Source organism: Pseudonocardia broussonetiae (genome assembly GCF_013155125.1).
Lineage (GTDB): Bacteria > Actinomycetota > Actinomycetes > Mycobacteriales > Pseudonocardiaceae > Pseudonocardia > Pseudonocardia broussonetiae.
Window position 1 is genome coordinate 3,919,513 of sequence record NZ_CP053564.1, and the last position, 14,910, is coordinate 3,934,422.

At 77.1% G+C, this 14,910-nt stretch carries 15 protein-coding genes; 8 read left to right on the plus strand and 7 right to left on the minus strand.

The annotated features are described in order from the left end of the window. The first annotated feature begins 37 nt into the window (after nt 1-37). Genes HOP40_RS19270 through HOP40_RS19285 form a run of 4 tightly spaced genes read left to right on the plus strand, consistent with a single transcriptional unit; the run spans nt 38 to nt 3,662 of the window. Entirely contained in the window at nt 38-1,198 is a 1,161-nt protein-coding gene (locus tag HOP40_RS19270) for a TDT family transporter (protein ID WP_172160553.1), read from the plus strand. Between the two features lie 17 nt (nt 1,199-1,215). Continuing rightward, nucleotides 1,216-1,971 (plus strand): cobalt-precorrin-6A reductase, encoded by a 756-nt coding sequence (locus tag HOP40_RS19275; RefSeq protein WP_172160555.1) that lies wholly within the window; start codon nt 1,216-1,218, stop codon nt 1,969-1,971. Continuing rightward, on the plus strand, nt 1,953-2,720 hold the full coding sequence (gene cobF, locus HOP40_RS19280) for a precorrin-6A synthase (deacetylating) (RefSeq protein WP_172160557.1): 768 nt from the start codon (nt 1,953-1,955) through the stop codon (nt 2,718-2,720). Before HOP40_RS19275 ends, cobF begins: the two co-directional genes overlap by 19 nt. A 33-nt stretch (nt 2,721-2,753) precedes the next feature. After that, nucleotides 2,754-3,662 carry a cation diffusion facilitator family transporter gene (locus HOP40_RS19285; RefSeq protein ID WP_172160559.1) on the plus strand — a complete coding sequence of 303 codons (909 nt, stop codon included), beginning with the start codon at nt 2,754-2,756 and terminating at the stop codon, nt 3,660-3,662. Between the two features lie 21 nt (nt 3,663-3,683). Here HOP40_RS19285 and HOP40_RS19290 read toward each other — a convergent pair whose 3' ends face one another. Next, nucleotides 3,684-4,337, minus strand: a complete 654-nt coding sequence (locus HOP40_RS19290; RefSeq protein WP_172160561.1) for a sugar transferase — start codon at nt 4,335-4,337, stop codon at nt 3,684-3,686. Nucleotides 4,338-4,497: 160 nt separating this feature from the next. After that, nucleotides 4,498-5,046: a hypothetical protein gene (locus HOP40_RS19295; protein WP_172160563.1), complete on the minus strand. Its 549-nt coding sequence runs from the start codon at nt 5,044-5,046 to the stop codon at nt 4,498-4,500. A gap of 106 nt (nt 5,047-5,152) precedes the next feature. Here HOP40_RS19295 and HOP40_RS19300 point away from each other — a divergent pair, with 106 nt between their 5' ends. Further along, nucleotides 5,153-5,599: a hypothetical protein gene (locus HOP40_RS19300; RefSeq protein ID WP_172160565.1), complete on the plus strand. Its 447-nt coding sequence runs from the start codon at nt 5,153-5,155 to the stop codon at nt 5,597-5,599. Nucleotides 5,600-5,603: 4 nt separating this feature from the next. Here HOP40_RS19300 and HOP40_RS19305 read toward each other — a convergent pair whose 3' ends face one another. Further along, a complete protein-coding gene (locus HOP40_RS19305) occupies nt 5,604-6,632 on the minus strand; it encodes an LLM class flavin-dependent oxidoreductase (RefSeq protein ID WP_172160567.1) in 1,029 nt (342 codons plus the stop codon). A 42-nt stretch (nt 6,633-6,674) separates the two neighbouring features. Here HOP40_RS19305 and HOP40_RS19310 point away from each other — a divergent pair, with 42 nt between their 5' ends. Together HOP40_RS19310 and HOP40_RS19315 are read left to right on the plus strand one after the other, a co-directional pair. Continuing rightward, the gene (locus HOP40_RS19310; RefSeq protein WP_172160569.1) at nt 6,675-7,931 is read left to right on the plus strand and encodes an MFS transporter; all 1,257 of its coding nucleotides are present in this window, start codon (nt 6,675-6,677) and stop codon (nt 7,929-7,931) included. Then, on the plus strand, nt 7,928-9,352 hold the full coding sequence (locus HOP40_RS19315; RefSeq protein WP_172160571.1) for a pyridoxal phosphate-dependent decarboxylase family protein: 1,425 nt from the start codon (nt 7,928-7,930) through the stop codon (nt 9,350-9,352). Before HOP40_RS19310 ends, HOP40_RS19315 begins: the two co-directional genes overlap by 4 nt. On the opposite strand, the gene HOP40_RS19320 is transcribed toward HOP40_RS19315, so the two are convergent. The 4 genes from HOP40_RS19320 to HOP40_RS19335 are packed head-to-tail and all read right to left on the minus strand — an operon-like array spanning nt 9,349 to nt 13,498. Beyond that, nucleotides 9,349-10,158 (minus strand): TauD/TfdA family dioxygenase, encoded by an 810-nt coding sequence (locus HOP40_RS19320; RefSeq protein ID WP_172160573.1) that lies wholly within the window; start codon nt 10,156-10,158, stop codon nt 9,349-9,351. The two genes, HOP40_RS19315 and HOP40_RS19320, sit on opposite strands and share 4 nt — an antisense overlap. 37 nt (nt 10,159-10,195) lie before the next feature. Beyond that, nucleotides 10,196-11,023: an ABC transporter permease gene (locus tag HOP40_RS19325; RefSeq protein WP_172160575.1), complete on the minus strand. Its 828-nt coding sequence runs from the start codon at nt 11,021-11,023 to the stop codon at nt 10,196-10,198. Further along, nucleotides 11,020-11,961 carry an ABC transporter permease gene (locus tag HOP40_RS19330; protein ID WP_172160577.1) on the minus strand — a complete coding sequence of 314 codons (942 nt, stop codon included), beginning with the start codon at nt 11,959-11,961 and terminating at the stop codon, nt 11,020-11,022. The genes HOP40_RS19325 and HOP40_RS19330 overlap by 4 nt, the downstream gene beginning before the upstream one ends. Before the next feature lies 1 nt (nt 11,962). After that, nucleotides 11,963-13,498 (minus strand): ABC transporter substrate-binding protein, encoded by a 1,536-nt coding sequence (locus HOP40_RS19335; RefSeq protein ID WP_240157151.1) that lies wholly within the window; start codon nt 13,496-13,498, stop codon nt 11,963-11,965. Between the two features lie 179 nt (nt 13,499-13,677). On the opposite strand from HOP40_RS19335, the gene HOP40_RS19340 reads away from it, so the two are divergent. Continuing rightward, the gene (locus HOP40_RS19340) at nt 13,678-14,907 is read left to right on the plus strand and encodes an MDR family MFS transporter (RefSeq protein WP_240157152.1); all 1,230 of its coding nucleotides are present in this window, start codon (nt 13,678-13,680) and stop codon (nt 14,905-14,907) included. Nucleotides 14,908-14,910 lie beyond the last annotated feature (3 nt).

A 14,910-nucleotide genomic window follows, 5' to 3' on the forward strand; every position in this document is an offset into this window, starting at 1 on the left:
CTACCGGGGGAGCCGCCGCGGGAGCAGGGTCGGCGCCATGAGCACGAGCACGCTGCCCCGCCGCGACACCCCGCTCCACCCCCTGCACCGGGCCGGGCTGCTCCGCGACCTCGCGCACCCGCGCCAGGTCGTGGCCCACCTCGGGCCGAACTGGTTCGCCTCGATCATGGGCACGGGGATCGTCGCGATCGCCCTGGTCACCCTCCCGCTGCAGGCGCCGGGGCTGCACCTCGCCGCGCTGCTGGTGTGGGTCGCCGCCGCGGTCCTGCTCGTCGCCCTGTGCACCGCGTCGGCGGCGCACCGGCTCCTGCACCGCGACGCCGCGCGCGGGCACGTCCGGCACCCGGTGATGGTCCACTCCTACGGTGCGCCGCCGATGGCGCTGCTGACGGTCGGCGCCGGCGCCCTGCTGCTGGGCAGGGACCTGCTGGGTGAGCCGCTCGCCGTGGCGGTCTCCGCCACGCTCTGGACGCTGGGCACCGTCGCCGGGCTCGCGAGCGCCGTGGTGGTGCCCTACCTGGTGATCACGCGGCACGACGTCGGCCCGGACGCGGCGTTCGGCGGCTGGCTGATGCCGGTGGTGCCGCCGATGGTCTCGGCGACGACCGGCGCGCTGCTGGTGCCCCACGCCCCGGCGGGGCAGCTCCGGCTCACGCTGCTGCTCGCCTGCTACGCGATGTTCGGGGCGGCGCTGCTCGCCTCGCTCGTCGTCACCACCCTGATCGTCCAGCGGGTCGTGCTGCACGGGGTGGGCCCGGCGGCGACGGTGCCGGCGCTGTGGATCGTGCTCGGCTGGCTCGGGCAGTCGGTCACCGCGGCGAACCTGCTCGGTGGCGTCGCGCACCTCGCGGTGCCCCGGCCCTACGCCTCGGCGCTCCTCGCGCTGGGCGTCGTCTACGGCGTCCCGGTGCTCGGGGCCGCGCTGCTGTGGATCGTGTTCGCCGGCGCGGCGACGCTGCGGACCGCGCGCGCCCACCTGCCCTTCTCGCTGACCTGGTGGTCGTTCACGTTCCCGCTCGGCGCGGTCGTCACGGGGACCAGCGCGCTCGCGGTGCACACCGGCGCGACCGCCCTGGCCGCCCTCGCGGTCGTGCTCTGCGCCGGGCTGGTGGCCGCCTGGGTGGTGGTCGCCGGCCGCACCGCGCGGGGGAGCGCCCGCGGGCACCTGTTCCTCCCGCCCGCACCGGCGCAGCCCTGAGCGGCGAGGATGGGCGCGTGGAGCGCACCGTGCTCGTCCTGGGCGGCACCGGCGAGGCGCGGCGGCTGGCGGAGGCGCTGGTCGGCGAGCCAGGAGTGCACGTCGTGTCGTCGCTGGCCGGGCGGGTGCGCGAGCCCGCGCTGCCGCCGGGGGAGGTCCGGATCGGCGGCTTCGGCGGGCCCGACGCGCTCGCGGCCTGGCTGGTCGCGCGCCACGCGGTGGCCGTCGTCGACGCGACCCATCCGTTCGCGGCCCGGATGAGCGCCCACGCCGCCGCGGCCACCGGCGCGGCCGGCGTCCCGCTGGTGGTGCTGCGCCGCCCCGGGTGGACCCCGGGTCCCGGCGACGCGTGGACGGTCGTCGACTCCCTCGCCGACGCCGCCCGCCGGCTCCCGGAGCTGGGGGAGCGGGCCTTCCTCACCACCGGGCGGGGCGGGCTCGCCGCGTTCGCCGCGTCGGAGCTGTGGTTCCTCGTGCGCTCGGTCGACCCGCCCGGGCCGCCCGCGCCCCGGCGGATGCACGTCGTGCTGGGCCGCGGCCCGTTCACCGTCGACGACGAGCGCGCGCTGCTGCGCGCCCACGCGATCGACGTGCTCGTCACCAAGGACAGCGGCGGCCCGGCGGCGAAGCTGGAGGCCGCGCGGGCGGAGGGGGTGCCGGTGCTGGTGGTGGCCCGCCCGCCGCTGCCGCCGGGGGCGGACGTGGTCGACACCGTGGAGGCGGCGCTGGCGCGGGTCCGGGATACGGTCGCGCGGTGCGCACCGTCTACGTGATCGGCATCGGGGCGGGCGATCCCGAGCACCTCACCCTGGCCGCGATCGCGGCCATGAACCGGGTCGACGTGTTCTTCACCATCGACAAGGGCGAGGCGAAGTCCGACCTCGCCGGGCTGCGGTCGGAGCTCCTGGCCCGGCACGTGACGAGGCCGCACCGGGTCGTGGTGGCCCCCGACCCGCCCCGCGACCGGCGCGCGGCCGCGTACGCCGACGCCGTCGTCGACTGGCAGGGCCGTCGCGAGGCCGTCTACGCCGACATGATCGACGCCGAGCTGCCCGACGGCGGCACCGGCGCCTTCCTCGTGTGGGGCGACCCCGCGCTCTACGACGGCACGCTGCGCATCCTGGAGAGCATCGGCGAGCGCACTCCCGTCGAGGTCGTGTCCGTGCCGGGGATCAGCAGCGTGCAGGTGCTCGCGGCCCGCCACCGGCTGATCCTCAACCGGGTCGGCTCGCCGTTCCTGGTCACGACGGGCCGGCGCCTCGCCGCCGGGGGCATGCCCGCGGGCGTCGACGACGTGGTGGTGATGCTCGACGCCCACAACGCCTTCGCCGCGCTGCCCGACCGCGACCTCGACATCTACTGGGGCGCCTACCTCGGCACGCCGGACGAGGTGCTGGCCCACGGCGACCTGCACGCCGTGCGCGACGACATCGTCCGGATCTTCGCCGAGCACCGGGAGCGCAAGGGCTGGATCATGGACACCTACCTGCTGCGGCGGCGCCTCCCCGCCGGTTCCCGGTAGACATGCACGAATGCGCATAGGTACGGTGGCGGCATGGGTCACGGGCACGGTCACGGGCACTCCGCCGACACCGACCGCCGCCGGCTGGCCGTCGCGCTCGCGATCACGCTGGTCACGGCCGTGGTCGGCGCGGTCGGGGCCGTCGTCGCCGGGTCGCTCGCGCTGCTCGCCGACCTCGGGCACCTGCTGACCGACGCCGGCGCGCTCGCCGCCGCGCTCGTCGCCTCGATCCTCGCCCAGCGCCCTGCCGACGCCCGCCGCACGTTCGGGCTCGGGCGGGTCGAGGTGCTGGTGGCCGGCATCAACGCCATCACGCTGGTGGCCGTCGTCGTCTGGGTGGCGGTGGAGGGCGTCCAGCGCCTGTTCGACCCGGCCGAGGTGCCGGGGCTGCCGCTGCTGGTCGTCGGCGCGCTCGGGCTCGTCGGCAACCTCGTCTCGCTGGCCGTGCTCTCCGGGGGCGACCGCCGCAACATGAACCTGCGCGGCGCGATGCTGCACGTGCTCGGTGACGCCCTCGGCTCGGTCGGCGTGCTCGCCGCCGCGGCGGTGCTGCTGCTCACCGGCTGGCCCTACGCCGACACCGCGGCCTCGCTGTTCATCGTCGCGCTCATCCTGCCGCGCACGGTCGGGCTGCTGCGCGAGGTCGGGCACGTCCTGCTGGAGGGGGCGCCGCGCGGGATCGCCACCGACGACGTCGAGGCCGCGCTGATGGGCGTCCCCGGCGTGCGCGACGTGCACGAGCTGCACGTGTGGTCGATCAACGACCGGCGGCCGACGGTGTCGGCGCACCTCGTGGTCGACGAGGCCACCCACGTCCGGTGCGGTGAGGCGTCGGTGCTCGACGCCGCGGCCGGGATGCTGCGCACCCGGTTCGGGCTCGACCACAGCACCCTCCAGATCGAGCAGGACGACCACGTCGACCACGAGGACCACTGCCACTAGGTCCGTCCGTTCGCCGGCCCCTCAGTAGGCGCCGCGCCCGCCGAGCACCGCCCGCGCCGTGCGCAGCACGATCCGCGCCTCCAGCCGCGGGGTCCACGCGTCGACGTACTCCAGGTCGAGGCGGACCGACTCGTCCCAGCCCAGGTCGCTGCGCCCGCTCACCTGCCACAGGCCGGTCATCCCCGGGCGCACGGCGAGCCGCCGGCGCTCGCGGGCGGTGTAGGCGGCGACCTCGGCGGGCAGCGGCGGGCGGGGCCCGACCAGCGACATCTCGCCGGCGACGACGTTGAGCAGCTGCGGCAGCTCGTCGAGCGACCAGCGCCGCAGCAGCGCGCCGACCGGCGTGGTGCGCGGGTCGTCGCGGACCTTGAACAGCGGGCCCGCACCGTCGTCCACGGCGAGCAGCGCGGCGCGGCGCCCCTCGGCGTCGACGGTCATCGAGCGGAACTTGACCATCCGGAACTCGCGGCCGCCGCGCCCGACACGGGTCTGGCGGAAGAGCACCGGCCCGCCGTCGGCGGCCACCGCGACCGCCACGGCGAGCAGCACCGGTGCGACGAGCAGGAGCAGTAGCAGCGCCCCGGTGACGTCGACGACCGACTTGACCGCCCCGGCGACGCCGCGGACCGGGGCCGGGTCGGGATGCCGGACCGCGGTCGGGTCGGTCAGCGCCATGCGATCGTCCTGTTCCTCGTCGGGTGCCCGGTCGGCTGCGCCCACCAGGGGACGCCGTGCCGCCGCGGCACCCTCCAGACCCGGTGGCCGTGACGCCGGATACACGCGGGGCGCGGGTGAGGCGCGGATCACCCGGTCCGGATGCGGACCGGGACGCCGGTCAGTGCCGGTGCCCCGGCTGCTCGACGAGGAGGACCTCCCACGGCGCCGGGACGAGCCGCCAGTTCCCGTCGACCTCCACGAACCCGGCCACGGCGACGCCGACGGTCTGCCCGGGCGCGTGGAAGGTGATCTGGTGGATCCGCAGGCCGGGCGCCAGCGCGGGTGCGGCGGTCCGGAAGCCGCCGGGGAACCGCGCGGACTCCCCGGTGCCCGCCGCGAGCTCCTCGGTGGTCACCGACCCGGTCGTCGCCTCGGTCTGCCCGGGCGCGGGGCCGGGCACGCCGGGGTGCTCCCAGTACCCCGCGTAGTGCCGCAGCGCGTCGACCAGGTGCTCCGACCGGAACACCGCGGCGTACTCGGCGTCGGCGGGGCGCAGGTCGAGCGCGATCGCCACCGGGTCGGCCCCGGGCTCGAGGAACCGCTGCGCGATGCGCCGCAGCCCGTCCTCGCCGGTGGGCGCCGCCGGGGTGCTGCAGGCGGCGGCGGTCAGGGCGAGGGCGAGCGCCAGGGCGAGCAGGGCCCGGCGCGCCCCGACCCGTGCGGTCATGCGGGCAGCCTGGCTGCGGCCGCGCGCCGGGTCAACCGCCGGCGGCGGGGTTGGGGAGGGCGCCACCGGGGGACCCGGACCACAGGCGCGGGCGGGGGAGGGTGCGGTGCGGCGGTTGTGGCAGGACCGGGTGTTCGTCGTGAGCCTCGTCGTGGCGGCGGTGGCGGTGCTGATCGGCCTCGTGGGCACCTACGGCGCCGACCCGCCGCCGACGTCCGGTGCGGGCGAGGCCGTGGACCTGGCCGACGTCGACGACCTCCGCGACGTCGTGGGCGGGCGGGTGTCCGCGCGCGGCGCGGAGGTCGAGAGCGTGCCCGCCGACGAGGGGTTCTGGGTCTCCGGCGGCGGCGACCCCGTGTGGGTGCAGATCGGCACCGCGGGCGAGAGCCCGTTCGTCGTCGAGCCCGGGGACCGCGTGAGCTTCACCGGTTCGGTCGTGGCCCACGGCCCGGACTTCGTGCTGGGCCCGGAGTTCCCGGCCGAGGACGCCGAGGACATCGTCGCGGCCGGGGCGCACGTCGAGGTCGAGGCCGACGACGTGCGCCTGGGCTGATCGCTCAGCCGCGCGGCGACCAGCCGAGCGCCGGGCCGAGGCGGGTCGCCGTGTCGGTGAGGATCTGCACGTAGTCGGCGTGCTCGAAGCCGAACGGCAGGGCGAACACGACCTCGCTCACCTCGCGGAACCCGGCGTGCGACCACAGCGCCTCCGCGATCTGCTCGGAGGTGCCCAGCACGTCGGGCGCGAACAGCAGGTGCGCCGGGCCCTGCGGACGGGCGGTGCGCGGCGTCCGCGCGTCGACGTAGGCGGCGTACCTCGCGCGCTGCTCGGGCGTGGCGGTGTCGGTGGGGATGACGACCAGGCCCTGGGAGACGCGGGCGTCGGCGCCGGCGGGGTGCACCTCGCGGAACGCCCGGATCTGCGCCTGCTGCTGCGTGGCGAAGTCGGTCGTGTCGTCGGGGCCGGCCGCCTTGAGCACGCTGCTGGTGAGCAGCGACAGTCCCTGCTCGCCCGCCCACCGGGCCGAGCCGGCGCTCGCGGCGCCGTACCAGACCCGGTCGGCGAGGCCGGGGGAGTGAGGCTGCACGCGATCGGAGAACTCCTCGATGCCGACCGTGCCGCGGAACGTGCTGGCCGGCTCCCCGCGCAGCAGCGCGACGAGCCGCTGGACGCGGGCGTAGGTGAAGTCCTCGACGTCGGCGGTGTCGGGGTAGAGGGAGGCGCGGACCTCGTCGAAGCGCATCGGCGGCCCGACCGACACCCCGGGGTTGACGCGGCCGCCGGACAGGACGTCGACGGTGGCGAGGTCCTCGGCGAGGCGCAGCGGGTTCTCCCAGCCCAGCGGCGTGACGGCCGTGCCCAGCTCGATGCGGGTCGTGCGCTGGCTCGCCGCGGCCATCACCGCGACGGGGGAGGAGATGCCGTGCTGCAGGTGCCGGTGGCGCAGCCAGGCCCCGTCGAACCCGAGCCGCTCCCCGAGCTCGATGACCCGCAGCGTGGTCTCGTGGCCGGCGCGGGGGTCGGCCTCGTCGAACGAGCCGATGGTCAGGAAGCCCAGCGTGCGCAGCGGGACCGAGGGGGGCGGCACGTCGCCGACAGTAGCCGCGGCCCGGCCGTGCAGGATGGCCGGATGCGCGGCGGCGACGGGGGCGGGCTGCCCGGCGGGGTGCGGGCGGGCTACGCGGCCGGCTCGCTGGTCACCGGGGCGTTCGGCACGGTCCCGGGGCTGCTGCTGCTCCCGTTCCTCACCGGGTCGCTGGCCGTGCCCGCGGCCCTGGCCGGGCTGCTGGTGCTGCTGCCGAAGGCGTGGGACGTGCTGCTCAACCCGGTGGCCGGGCGGATCAGCGACCGCGCGGGCGCGCGGCGGCCGTTCCTGCTCGGCGGCGGGCTGGCGCTGGCGGTCTGCTTCGGCCTGATGTTCGCCGGGCCGACGACGTCGCCGGGCGGCGTGGTGTGGGTGACGGTCGCGTTCCTCGCCTGCGCGTCGGCGTTCGCGTTCTTCCAGGTGCCCTACGTGGCGATGCCCGCCGAGCTGACCGACGACTACCACGGGCGCACCCGGCTGATCGCGGGCCGGATCGCGGTGCTCGCCGTCGCGATCCTGGTGAGCGGCGTCGGCGCCCCGCTCGTGCGCGACCTGGCCGGCTACCCGGCGATGGGGTTCGCGGTGGGCGGGCTGATCGCGCTGGGCACGGTCGCGACGGTGCTCGGGACGCGCACGGCGCGGGCGCCCGTGCGGGCGAGCGGGGTCGGCTGGGGCGACCTGGTCGCCGCCGTCCGCGCCAACGCCGCGTTCCGCTGGCTGCTGGCCGTGTTCGTCGTGCAGGCGGTCGGCATCGGCTGTCTGCTGGCGTCGGTCGACTACGTCGCCCGCCTCACCCTCGGCGACGCCGGGTCGTCGAGCCTGCTGTTCGCCGCGTTCGTCGGGCCCGCCGTGCTCGTGACGCCGCTGTGGTCGCGGGTCGGGGCGCGGGTGGGCAAGCGGGTCGGCTACCTCGCGTCGTCGCTGCTGCTGGGGGCGGCCTCGGCCGCTTTGGTCACGGCGGGCTCGGTGCCGCTCGCGGTCGTCGCGGTGCTGGCCGCGCTCGCCGGGGCCGGGTACGCCGGCGTCCAGGTGTTCCCGCTGGCGATGCTGCCCGACGTCACCGCCGGGAGCGGGCACGTGGGCGGCTACGCCGGGGTCTGGACGGCCGCCGAGACACTCGGGCTCGCGCTCGGCCCCGGTCTGTACGGGGTGGTGCTGGCCCTGGGTGGTTTCGTGTCCGGGACGGGCGCCGTGCAGCCCCCGTCGGCGACGACCGCCGTGGTCGTCGGGTTCTCGCTGGTCCCGGCGGTGCTGGTGCTGGCAGGCGCGCTGCTGCTGCTGAGGAAGGACGTGCTGCGTTGACCTCTCCTGAGGACCTGCTCGACGAGCTCCGCCGCCGCCGCACCGGCGACCTGCCCACGCACGGCGGCCGCACCCTGGCCTACGTCTTCGACAGCGGCCTCGACGGCGTCGACGCCCTCGCGGCGCAGGCGCACGCGCTGGCGTCGTCGACCAACGGGCTCGACCCCACCGCGTTCCCCAGCATGCTGCGGTGCGAGAACGAGCTCGTCGGCGAGGCCGCCGCGCTGCTCGGCGGCGGCGCGCACACGGCCGGCACCGTCACCTCGGGCGGCACCGAGTCGTGCCTGCTCGCCGTGCTCGCCGCCCGGGAGGCCCGCCCGGACGTGCCCCGGCCGCGGATGGTGCTGCCCGACACCGCGCACCCGGCGTTCGACAAGGCCGCGCACTACTTCGGGATGGAGGCCGTGCGCGTCCCCGTCGACCCGGTGACGCTCGCCGCCGACCCGAGCGCGATGGCCGCCGCGCTCGACGACCGGACGGTGCTCGTCGTCGTCAGCGCGCCGTCCTACGCCCACGGCGTGCTCGACCCGGTGGCGCCCGTCGCCGCCGCGGCGGCCGCGCGCGGCATCCGCTGCCACGTCGACGCCTGCATCGGCGGCTGGGTGCTGCCGCACCTGGACGCGGCCCCCTTCGACCTGTCGGTGCCCGGCGTGACGAGCATCGCGGTCGACCTGCACAAGTACGCCTACTGCCCCAAGGGCACCTCGGTCCTGCTGCACGCCGACGCCGCGCTGCGCCGCCCGCAGTACTTCGCGAGCGCGGCCTGGCCCGGCTACACGATGGTCAACCCGACGATGCAGTCCACGCGCTCGGGCGGGCCGGTCGCCGCGGCGTGGGCCGTGGTGCGCCACCTCGGCCGGGAGGGCTACGCGGAGCTGGCCCGTGCGGCGCGGCGCTCGACGCTGGCGCTCGCCGAGGGGGTCGACGCGACCGACGGGCTGCGCGTGCTGGTCGCCCCGGACAGCACGCTGCTCGCGCTCACGGCCTCCGACGGCGGGCTCGACGTGTTCACCCTGGCCGACGAGATGCTCGCCCGCGGCTGGTACCTGCAGCCTCAGTTCGGCTTCGGCCCCTCCCCGGCGAACCTGCACCTCACGGTCACCGCCGCGCTGTCGGGGCAGGAGGACGCGCTGCTGGCCGACCTGCGCGCCGCCGTCGACGCCGCCCGCGCCGCCGGGCCGGTGGTGATCGACGACGGGATCGCCGCGGTGGTCGCCGCCCTGGACCCGGACGCCCTCACCCCCGAGGAGTTCGGCGGCCTGCTCGCCGCCGCGGGCCTCGGTGGTGGCGGCGGCCTCCCGACGCGCATGGCCCCGGTGAACGCGCTGCTCGCCCTCGCCCCGCCCCGGCTGCGCGAGCGGCTCACCGCGGAGTTCTTCGGCCGGCTCCAGCAGCCGGTGCTGCCCGCGGAGCAGGACTAGAAGGCGTCCGTCGTCCGCACCGTCATGACGTGCATCCGGCGCTCGCCCGCGAACGCGTCGCGCCCGTGCAGGAAGCGGTAGTTGTCGAGCACGAGCACCTCCCCGGCCTCGAGCCGGAACCGCGCGGCGCACTCCTGGGCGGTGGCGAGCACGTCGGCGTACTCCTCGAGGTGGGCCAGGTGGGCGTCCCAGCGCGGCTCGCGGGGCACGGGCAGCGCGTAGTCGCTCGCCCCGACCGCGCACCGCCCGCGCCGGGTGTGCTCCACGAGCCCGCGGACCAGCGGGGTGAGCGGGACGGAGTGCGGCCGCCCGGTCCAGCCGCCGAAGAAGTCGACGTCGCACGTGGTGAGGAAGGCGTGCAGCTCCGGGCGGGCCTCCCGCAGCGCCGCGACGAGCGCGTGGCCGTCGACGAGCACCGAGTCGCCCCCGCGCGGCGCGGGCCGGGTGCAGAGCATGAGCAGGTAGTCCTCGTCGGGGTCGCGCAGCCGGACCGCGCGGCCGTGGACGTCGACGGTCACGGTGGCGCCGTCGCTGTGCAGCGGCAGCACCGGCGCGTCGACGCCGTGCTGGGCGCGGATGCCGAACAGCTCGCGCAGCCGCCCGCCGAGCAGCTGCGCAGCCGCGGTGACCAGCACCTCCGGGTCGTCGCCGCGGTCGGCGAGGACCACCGCCCCGTCGCGCTCGAGCACGGCGCGCGCGTCGGCGTCACCGGCCCGGGCTGGCACCACCCCCAGCGGTGCCAGCAGCTCCTCCAGCTCGGGCCGCACGGTGCCGCGCCGGCGGCCCTGTCCGTCGGTGGTCGCCACGACGCCCCCCTTGTTGCCGGTTACCTGCATGTGCACATTAGGTGTGACTGCGGGTCGGGTGGAAGATGTCCGGTTCGCCCCACCGGCGCTCCAGGGCGCGCCCGGCCAGCGTGACCACGAGCGCGACGCCCACGATCGCCGCGGCGGGCGCGAGGACCAGACCGGGCCGCACGAACAGGTACGGGCGGGCCTCGTCGAGCATCGCGCCCCACTCCGGGGTCGGCGGCTGCGGCCCGAGCCCGAGGAACGACAGGCCCGCGATGGTGAGCAGGGTGGCGGCGAAGCGCAGGAACGCGTGCGCGGCGAGCGGGCGGACCGCGTTGGGCAGGACGTGCCGGAACACGATCCGCGCGGGCCCGGCGCCCAGCGCCGTCGCGCCGCGAACGTAGTCGGTGCCCGCCTCCCGCACGGTGAGCCCCAGCGCGAGCCGCGCGAACGGCGTCCACCCCGTGGCGACGACGGCGACCAGCAGCGTCGTCGTGCCGGGGGAGAGCAGCGTGGTGAGCACCAGCGCCAGCACGATCGACGGCACGGCCACCAGCACGTCGACGACGCGGTCCAGCGCCTGCGCCGCGAACCCGCCGCGGAAGCCCGCGAGCAGGCCGAGCGCGGTGCCGAGCGAGGCGCACAGCCCGACCGCGACGACGGTGGACCCGACCGACAGGCGGGTGCCCGCCGCGAGCCGGGCCAGGACGTCGCGGCCGAGGTGGTCGGTGCCCAGCGGGTGCGCCGGCGACGGCGGGGCGAACCGGTTCGCGAGGTCGTTGCCCACGGCGTCGAGCGGGAGCAGGGCCGCCACCAGCAGGACGGCCCCGAGCAGGATCGCCGCGAGCGCCGCCGGCGCCACCGCCGGTGCGCGCCTCACCGCGCGGCCCGCCGCGCGAGCGGGTCGACCGCGAGCTGCACCAGCTCCGTGCCGACGGTCGTGAGGACGGCGATCATCACGAGGACGAGCAGCCCGCCCTGCACCACCGGCAGGTCCTGGGCGAGCACGGCGTCGTAGAGCAGCCGCCCCAGCCCGGGGACGGCGAACACCACCTCCACGACGACCGACCCCCCGAGCAGTCCGGCGAAGAACACGCCCGACAGCGCCGTCACCGACGTCAGCGACCGGCGCCCGGCGTGCACCCAGAGCACCCGCCGCTCCGACAGGCCCTTCGCCCGTGCCGCGGCGATGTGCAGCGCGCCCAGCACGTCGGCGGTCTCGGCCCGGGTGAGCTGCGCGGCCAGCGCCGCGGGGAACAGCGCCAGCGTGACGACCGGCAGGACCGCGGCGCCCGGGCCGTCCCAGCCGGCGGCCGGCAGCAGGGGCAGCGCGACGGCGAACACCAGCACCAGCAGCGGGGCGAGGATGAACTCGGGGACGGCCGCGCCGAGCACCGACAGACCGGTGACGGCGCGGTCGACGGGCCCGCCGGGCCGCCGCGCCGCCGCGACGCCCGCGGGGACGCCGACCAGCCCGGCCAGCAGCAGGGCGCCCGCCGTGAGCAGCGCCGACACGCCCAGCGCCGCTCCGAGCTGCGGCACCACGGCGGTGCGGGTGGAGAACGACAGGCCGAGGTCGCCGCGCAGCGCGCCGCCGAGCCAGAGCAGGTACTGCTGCCACAGCGGGCCGTCGAGGCCCAGCTCGCGGGTGACCCGCTCGGCCGCGGCCGGGTCGGGCACCGAGTCGGCGAGGCGCGAGCGCAGCACCGTGCGGGTGGTGTCCAGGCCCGACGCGCGGGGCAGCAGGAACACCAGCGCCGAGACGCCCAGCAGGACCGCGGGCAGCGGGAGCAGGCGGCGGCCGAGGGTGCCCGTCACGTCAGCCCGTTCGGGCCAGCTCCGCGGTGACCAGCACCCGGTTGGCCGGGTCGGGGACGAAGCCCGTGACGCCGCGGGTCGCGGAGCTGTCGACGGTGTGCACCAGCGGCACCCCGACCGCCTCGGCCTCGAGCAGCTGCGCCGCCCGCGCGAACACGTCCTGGCGGGCCGCGGCGTCGGGCACGTCGACCAGGCCGGCCACCAGCGCGTCGAGGGCGGGGGAGCAGGACCGGTTGAGGTTGTAGGTGCCCGCGCAGCCGTAGTCGCTGGTCAGCACGCCCGCCGCGTCGGGCAGGTCGGTGAGCAGGTTGCGCGAGAGCAGCATCATGTCGTAGCGGCCGGCGAGCACCTCGGGCTCCTGGGCCGCGTACTCGCCGAGCCGGATGTCGGCGGTGATCCCCGCACCGGCCAGCATCGCCTGCACCGCCGTGGCCAGCGTCGGGAGCTCGGGGCGGTTGGGGTAGGTCCACAGCCGCACCGTCAGCGGGTTGCCCGGCCCGTGGCCGGCCTCGGCCAGGAGAGCGGCGGCCGCGGCCGGGTCGGCGGCCGGCGCCGGGCCGGGGGCGCCCCACGGCACGGCCGGCCCGAAGACCTCCGACGCGGGCAGCGCCGACCCGGCGAGCGCCTGCTCGGCGAGCGCGGTGCGGTCGACGGCGAGCGCGACGGCCCGCCGCACCCGCACGTCGTCGAAGGGCGGGGCGGACTGGTTGAGGTACAGGCTCGCGGTGCGCGGCGTCGGGACGGTCTGCACCTGCACGTCCGGGCTCGCCCGCAGCTCCAGGACGGCGGGCTCGGGGAGCCCGACCACGACGTCGACGTCACCGGCGCGGAAGGCCAGCGCGCGGGCCGTCGGGTCCGGGAGGAAGCGCGCGGAGACCGCGGAGACCTGCGCGCGCTCGCCCCAGTACCCGTCGAAGCGCGTCAGCTCGATGCCCTGCGCGGCGTCCGCCCCGGTGATCTGCAGCAGGCCGGTGCCCGTGCCGACGACCGACGGCGGGCCGTCGCCGGTGTAGGCCGACGGCGCGAGGACCGCGGTGCCCGGGGCGGACAGGCGCAGCGGCAGGATCGGGTCGGGGTCCGCGGTGCGCACCAGCACGGCGTCGCCGTCGGCCTCGGCCGTGAGGCCCGTGCCCGCGATCGCCCGGGGCGGGGCCGCGCCGCCCGCGACGTGGGTCAGCGCGCCCACCACCGCGTCGGCGGTGAGCGGAGACCCGTCGTGGAAGACCACCCCGGGGCGCAGCGCGAAGCGCCACGTCGTGGGGTCGGTCTGCGTCCACCCCGTCGCGAGGCCCGGCTGCGGGCGGCGCTCGGCGTCGACGGACACCAGCGTCTCGACGGCACCGAGCTGGGTCAGCAGGAACGCGTCGTCGGTGTCGATCGCCAGGCCCGAGCGCGGTGCGAACTGCAGGGCGATCGTGACCGCGCCGTCGGGCACGACCGCGCCGGTGGACGGGGCCGCGCCGGTGCCGCACGCCGTCAGCAGGCAGGCCAGGAGGGCCAGTGCGCAGGCCCGGGTCCGGGTCGGTGCAGGGTGCACGTCGGGTGTCCGCCTCTCACGGGTGCGGCCGTCGGTGCGGCAGCGCTCGCCGGATTCTGTGATCACCGCCGAGCGCGTGTCAACGCTTGTGACGCACTTCCTGCACCAGCAAGCCCGATGCTGTCGCATGCGCATGTAACTGCTAGAAGTTGGCGACTATGACCGGTGATCCTGTGCGGATGGACCCCCGACGACGTCCCGCGCGGACCGCGTTCGGGGCGCTGCCCGGCGTCGTGCGGCTGCTCGTGGGCACGCAGCTGGCGTTCAACGTCGGCTTCTTCATGGTGGTCCCCTACCTCGCCGTGCACCTCGCGACCGACCTCGCGCTCGCCGGCGGGCTCGTCGGCCTGGTGCTCGGCCTGCGGACGTTCAGCCAGCAGGGGCTCTTCGTGATCGGCGGCACCCTCGCCGACAGGTGGGGCGCGAAGCCGGTGGTCCTGGCCGGGTGCGCGCTGCGGGTGGCCGGGTTCCTGCTCCTGGGCGCGGCCGGGTCGCTCGCCGGGGTGCTGGCCGGGGCGCTGCTCACCGGCTTCGCCGCGGCGCTGTTCTCCCCGGCCGTCGAGTCCGCGCTGGCGCGGGAGGCGGGGGAGCTGCCGCCCGGCGGGCCGACGCGCGCCGACGTGTTCGCGATGTTCGCCGTCAGCGGTCAGGTCGGCACCGTCGTCGGGCCGCCGGCCGGGGCCGCGCTGCTGCTCGTCGACTTCGGGCTGGCCTGCACCGTCGCCGCGGCCGCGTTCGTCCTGATCGGGCTGGCCCACCTGAGGTGGCTGCCCCGCCGTGCCGCCGCCCACGCCGACGAGCCGGTGCTGGTCGGCTGGGGCGAGGTGCTGCGCAACCGGCGGTTCCTGGTGTTCGCGGCCGGCTACTCCGGCTACCTGCTCTGCTACAACCAGCTCTACCTGGCGCTGCCGGTGGAGCTCGAGCGCGGCACCGGCGGGCAGGCCGCGCTGGGGTGGCTGTTCGCGCTGGCCGCGGTGCTGGTGATCGCCGGGCAGGTGCCGATCACCCGGTGGGCGCGGCGGCGGCCCGTCGAGCAGCCGCTCGTGCTCGGGTTCGGGCTGATGGCGGCGGCGTTCCTGGTGGTCGCGCTGGCCCTGCCGGCCGCACCCGCCGGGGTGTGGCCCGCGGTCGGGTTCGTCGTCCTGCTCACCGCGGGGCAGATGCTGGCCGGGCCCGTCGCCCAGGCGCTGGTGCCCGTCCTGGCGGCCGAGCGCCGGCTCGGGGCCTACTTCGGCGTGCTCGCCTCCGCGGGCGGGCTCGCCGTGCTCGTCGGCAGCACCGCGGTCGGGGCGCTGCTCGACGTCGCGGTCGCGCCGCCGGTCGTCGCGTGGCTGGTGCTGGCCGCCGTGCCCCTCGTCAGCGCGGCCGTGATCGGTGCGCTCGCCCGGCGGGGGGCGCTGCGCGGCTGATCC

Bases quoted from the DNA above. Each gene is read 5' to 3' on its own strand.
- HOP40_RS19270 (WP_172160553.1), top strand. From the start codon at position 38: ATGAGCACGAGCACGCTGCCCCGCCGCGACACCCCGCTCCACCCCCTG.
- HOP40_RS19285 (WP_172160559.1), top strand. From the start codon at position 2,754: ATGGGTCACGGGCACGGTCACGGGCACTCCGCCGACACCGACCGCCGC.
- HOP40_RS19290 (WP_172160561.1), bottom strand. From the start codon at position 4,337: ATGGCGCTGACCGACCCGACCGCGGTCCGGCATCCCGACCCGGCCCCG.
- HOP40_RS19295 (WP_172160563.1), bottom strand. From the start codon at position 5,046: ATGACCGCACGGGTCGGGGCGCGCCGGGCCCTGCTCGCCCTGGCGCTC.
- HOP40_RS19310 (WP_172160569.1), top strand. From the start codon at position 6,675: ATGCGCGGCGGCGACGGGGGCGGGCTGCCCGGCGGGGTGCGGGCGGGC.
- HOP40_RS19340 (WP_240157152.1), top strand. From the start codon at position 13,678: ATGGACCCCCGACGACGTCCCGCGCGGACCGCGTTCGGGGCGCTGCCC.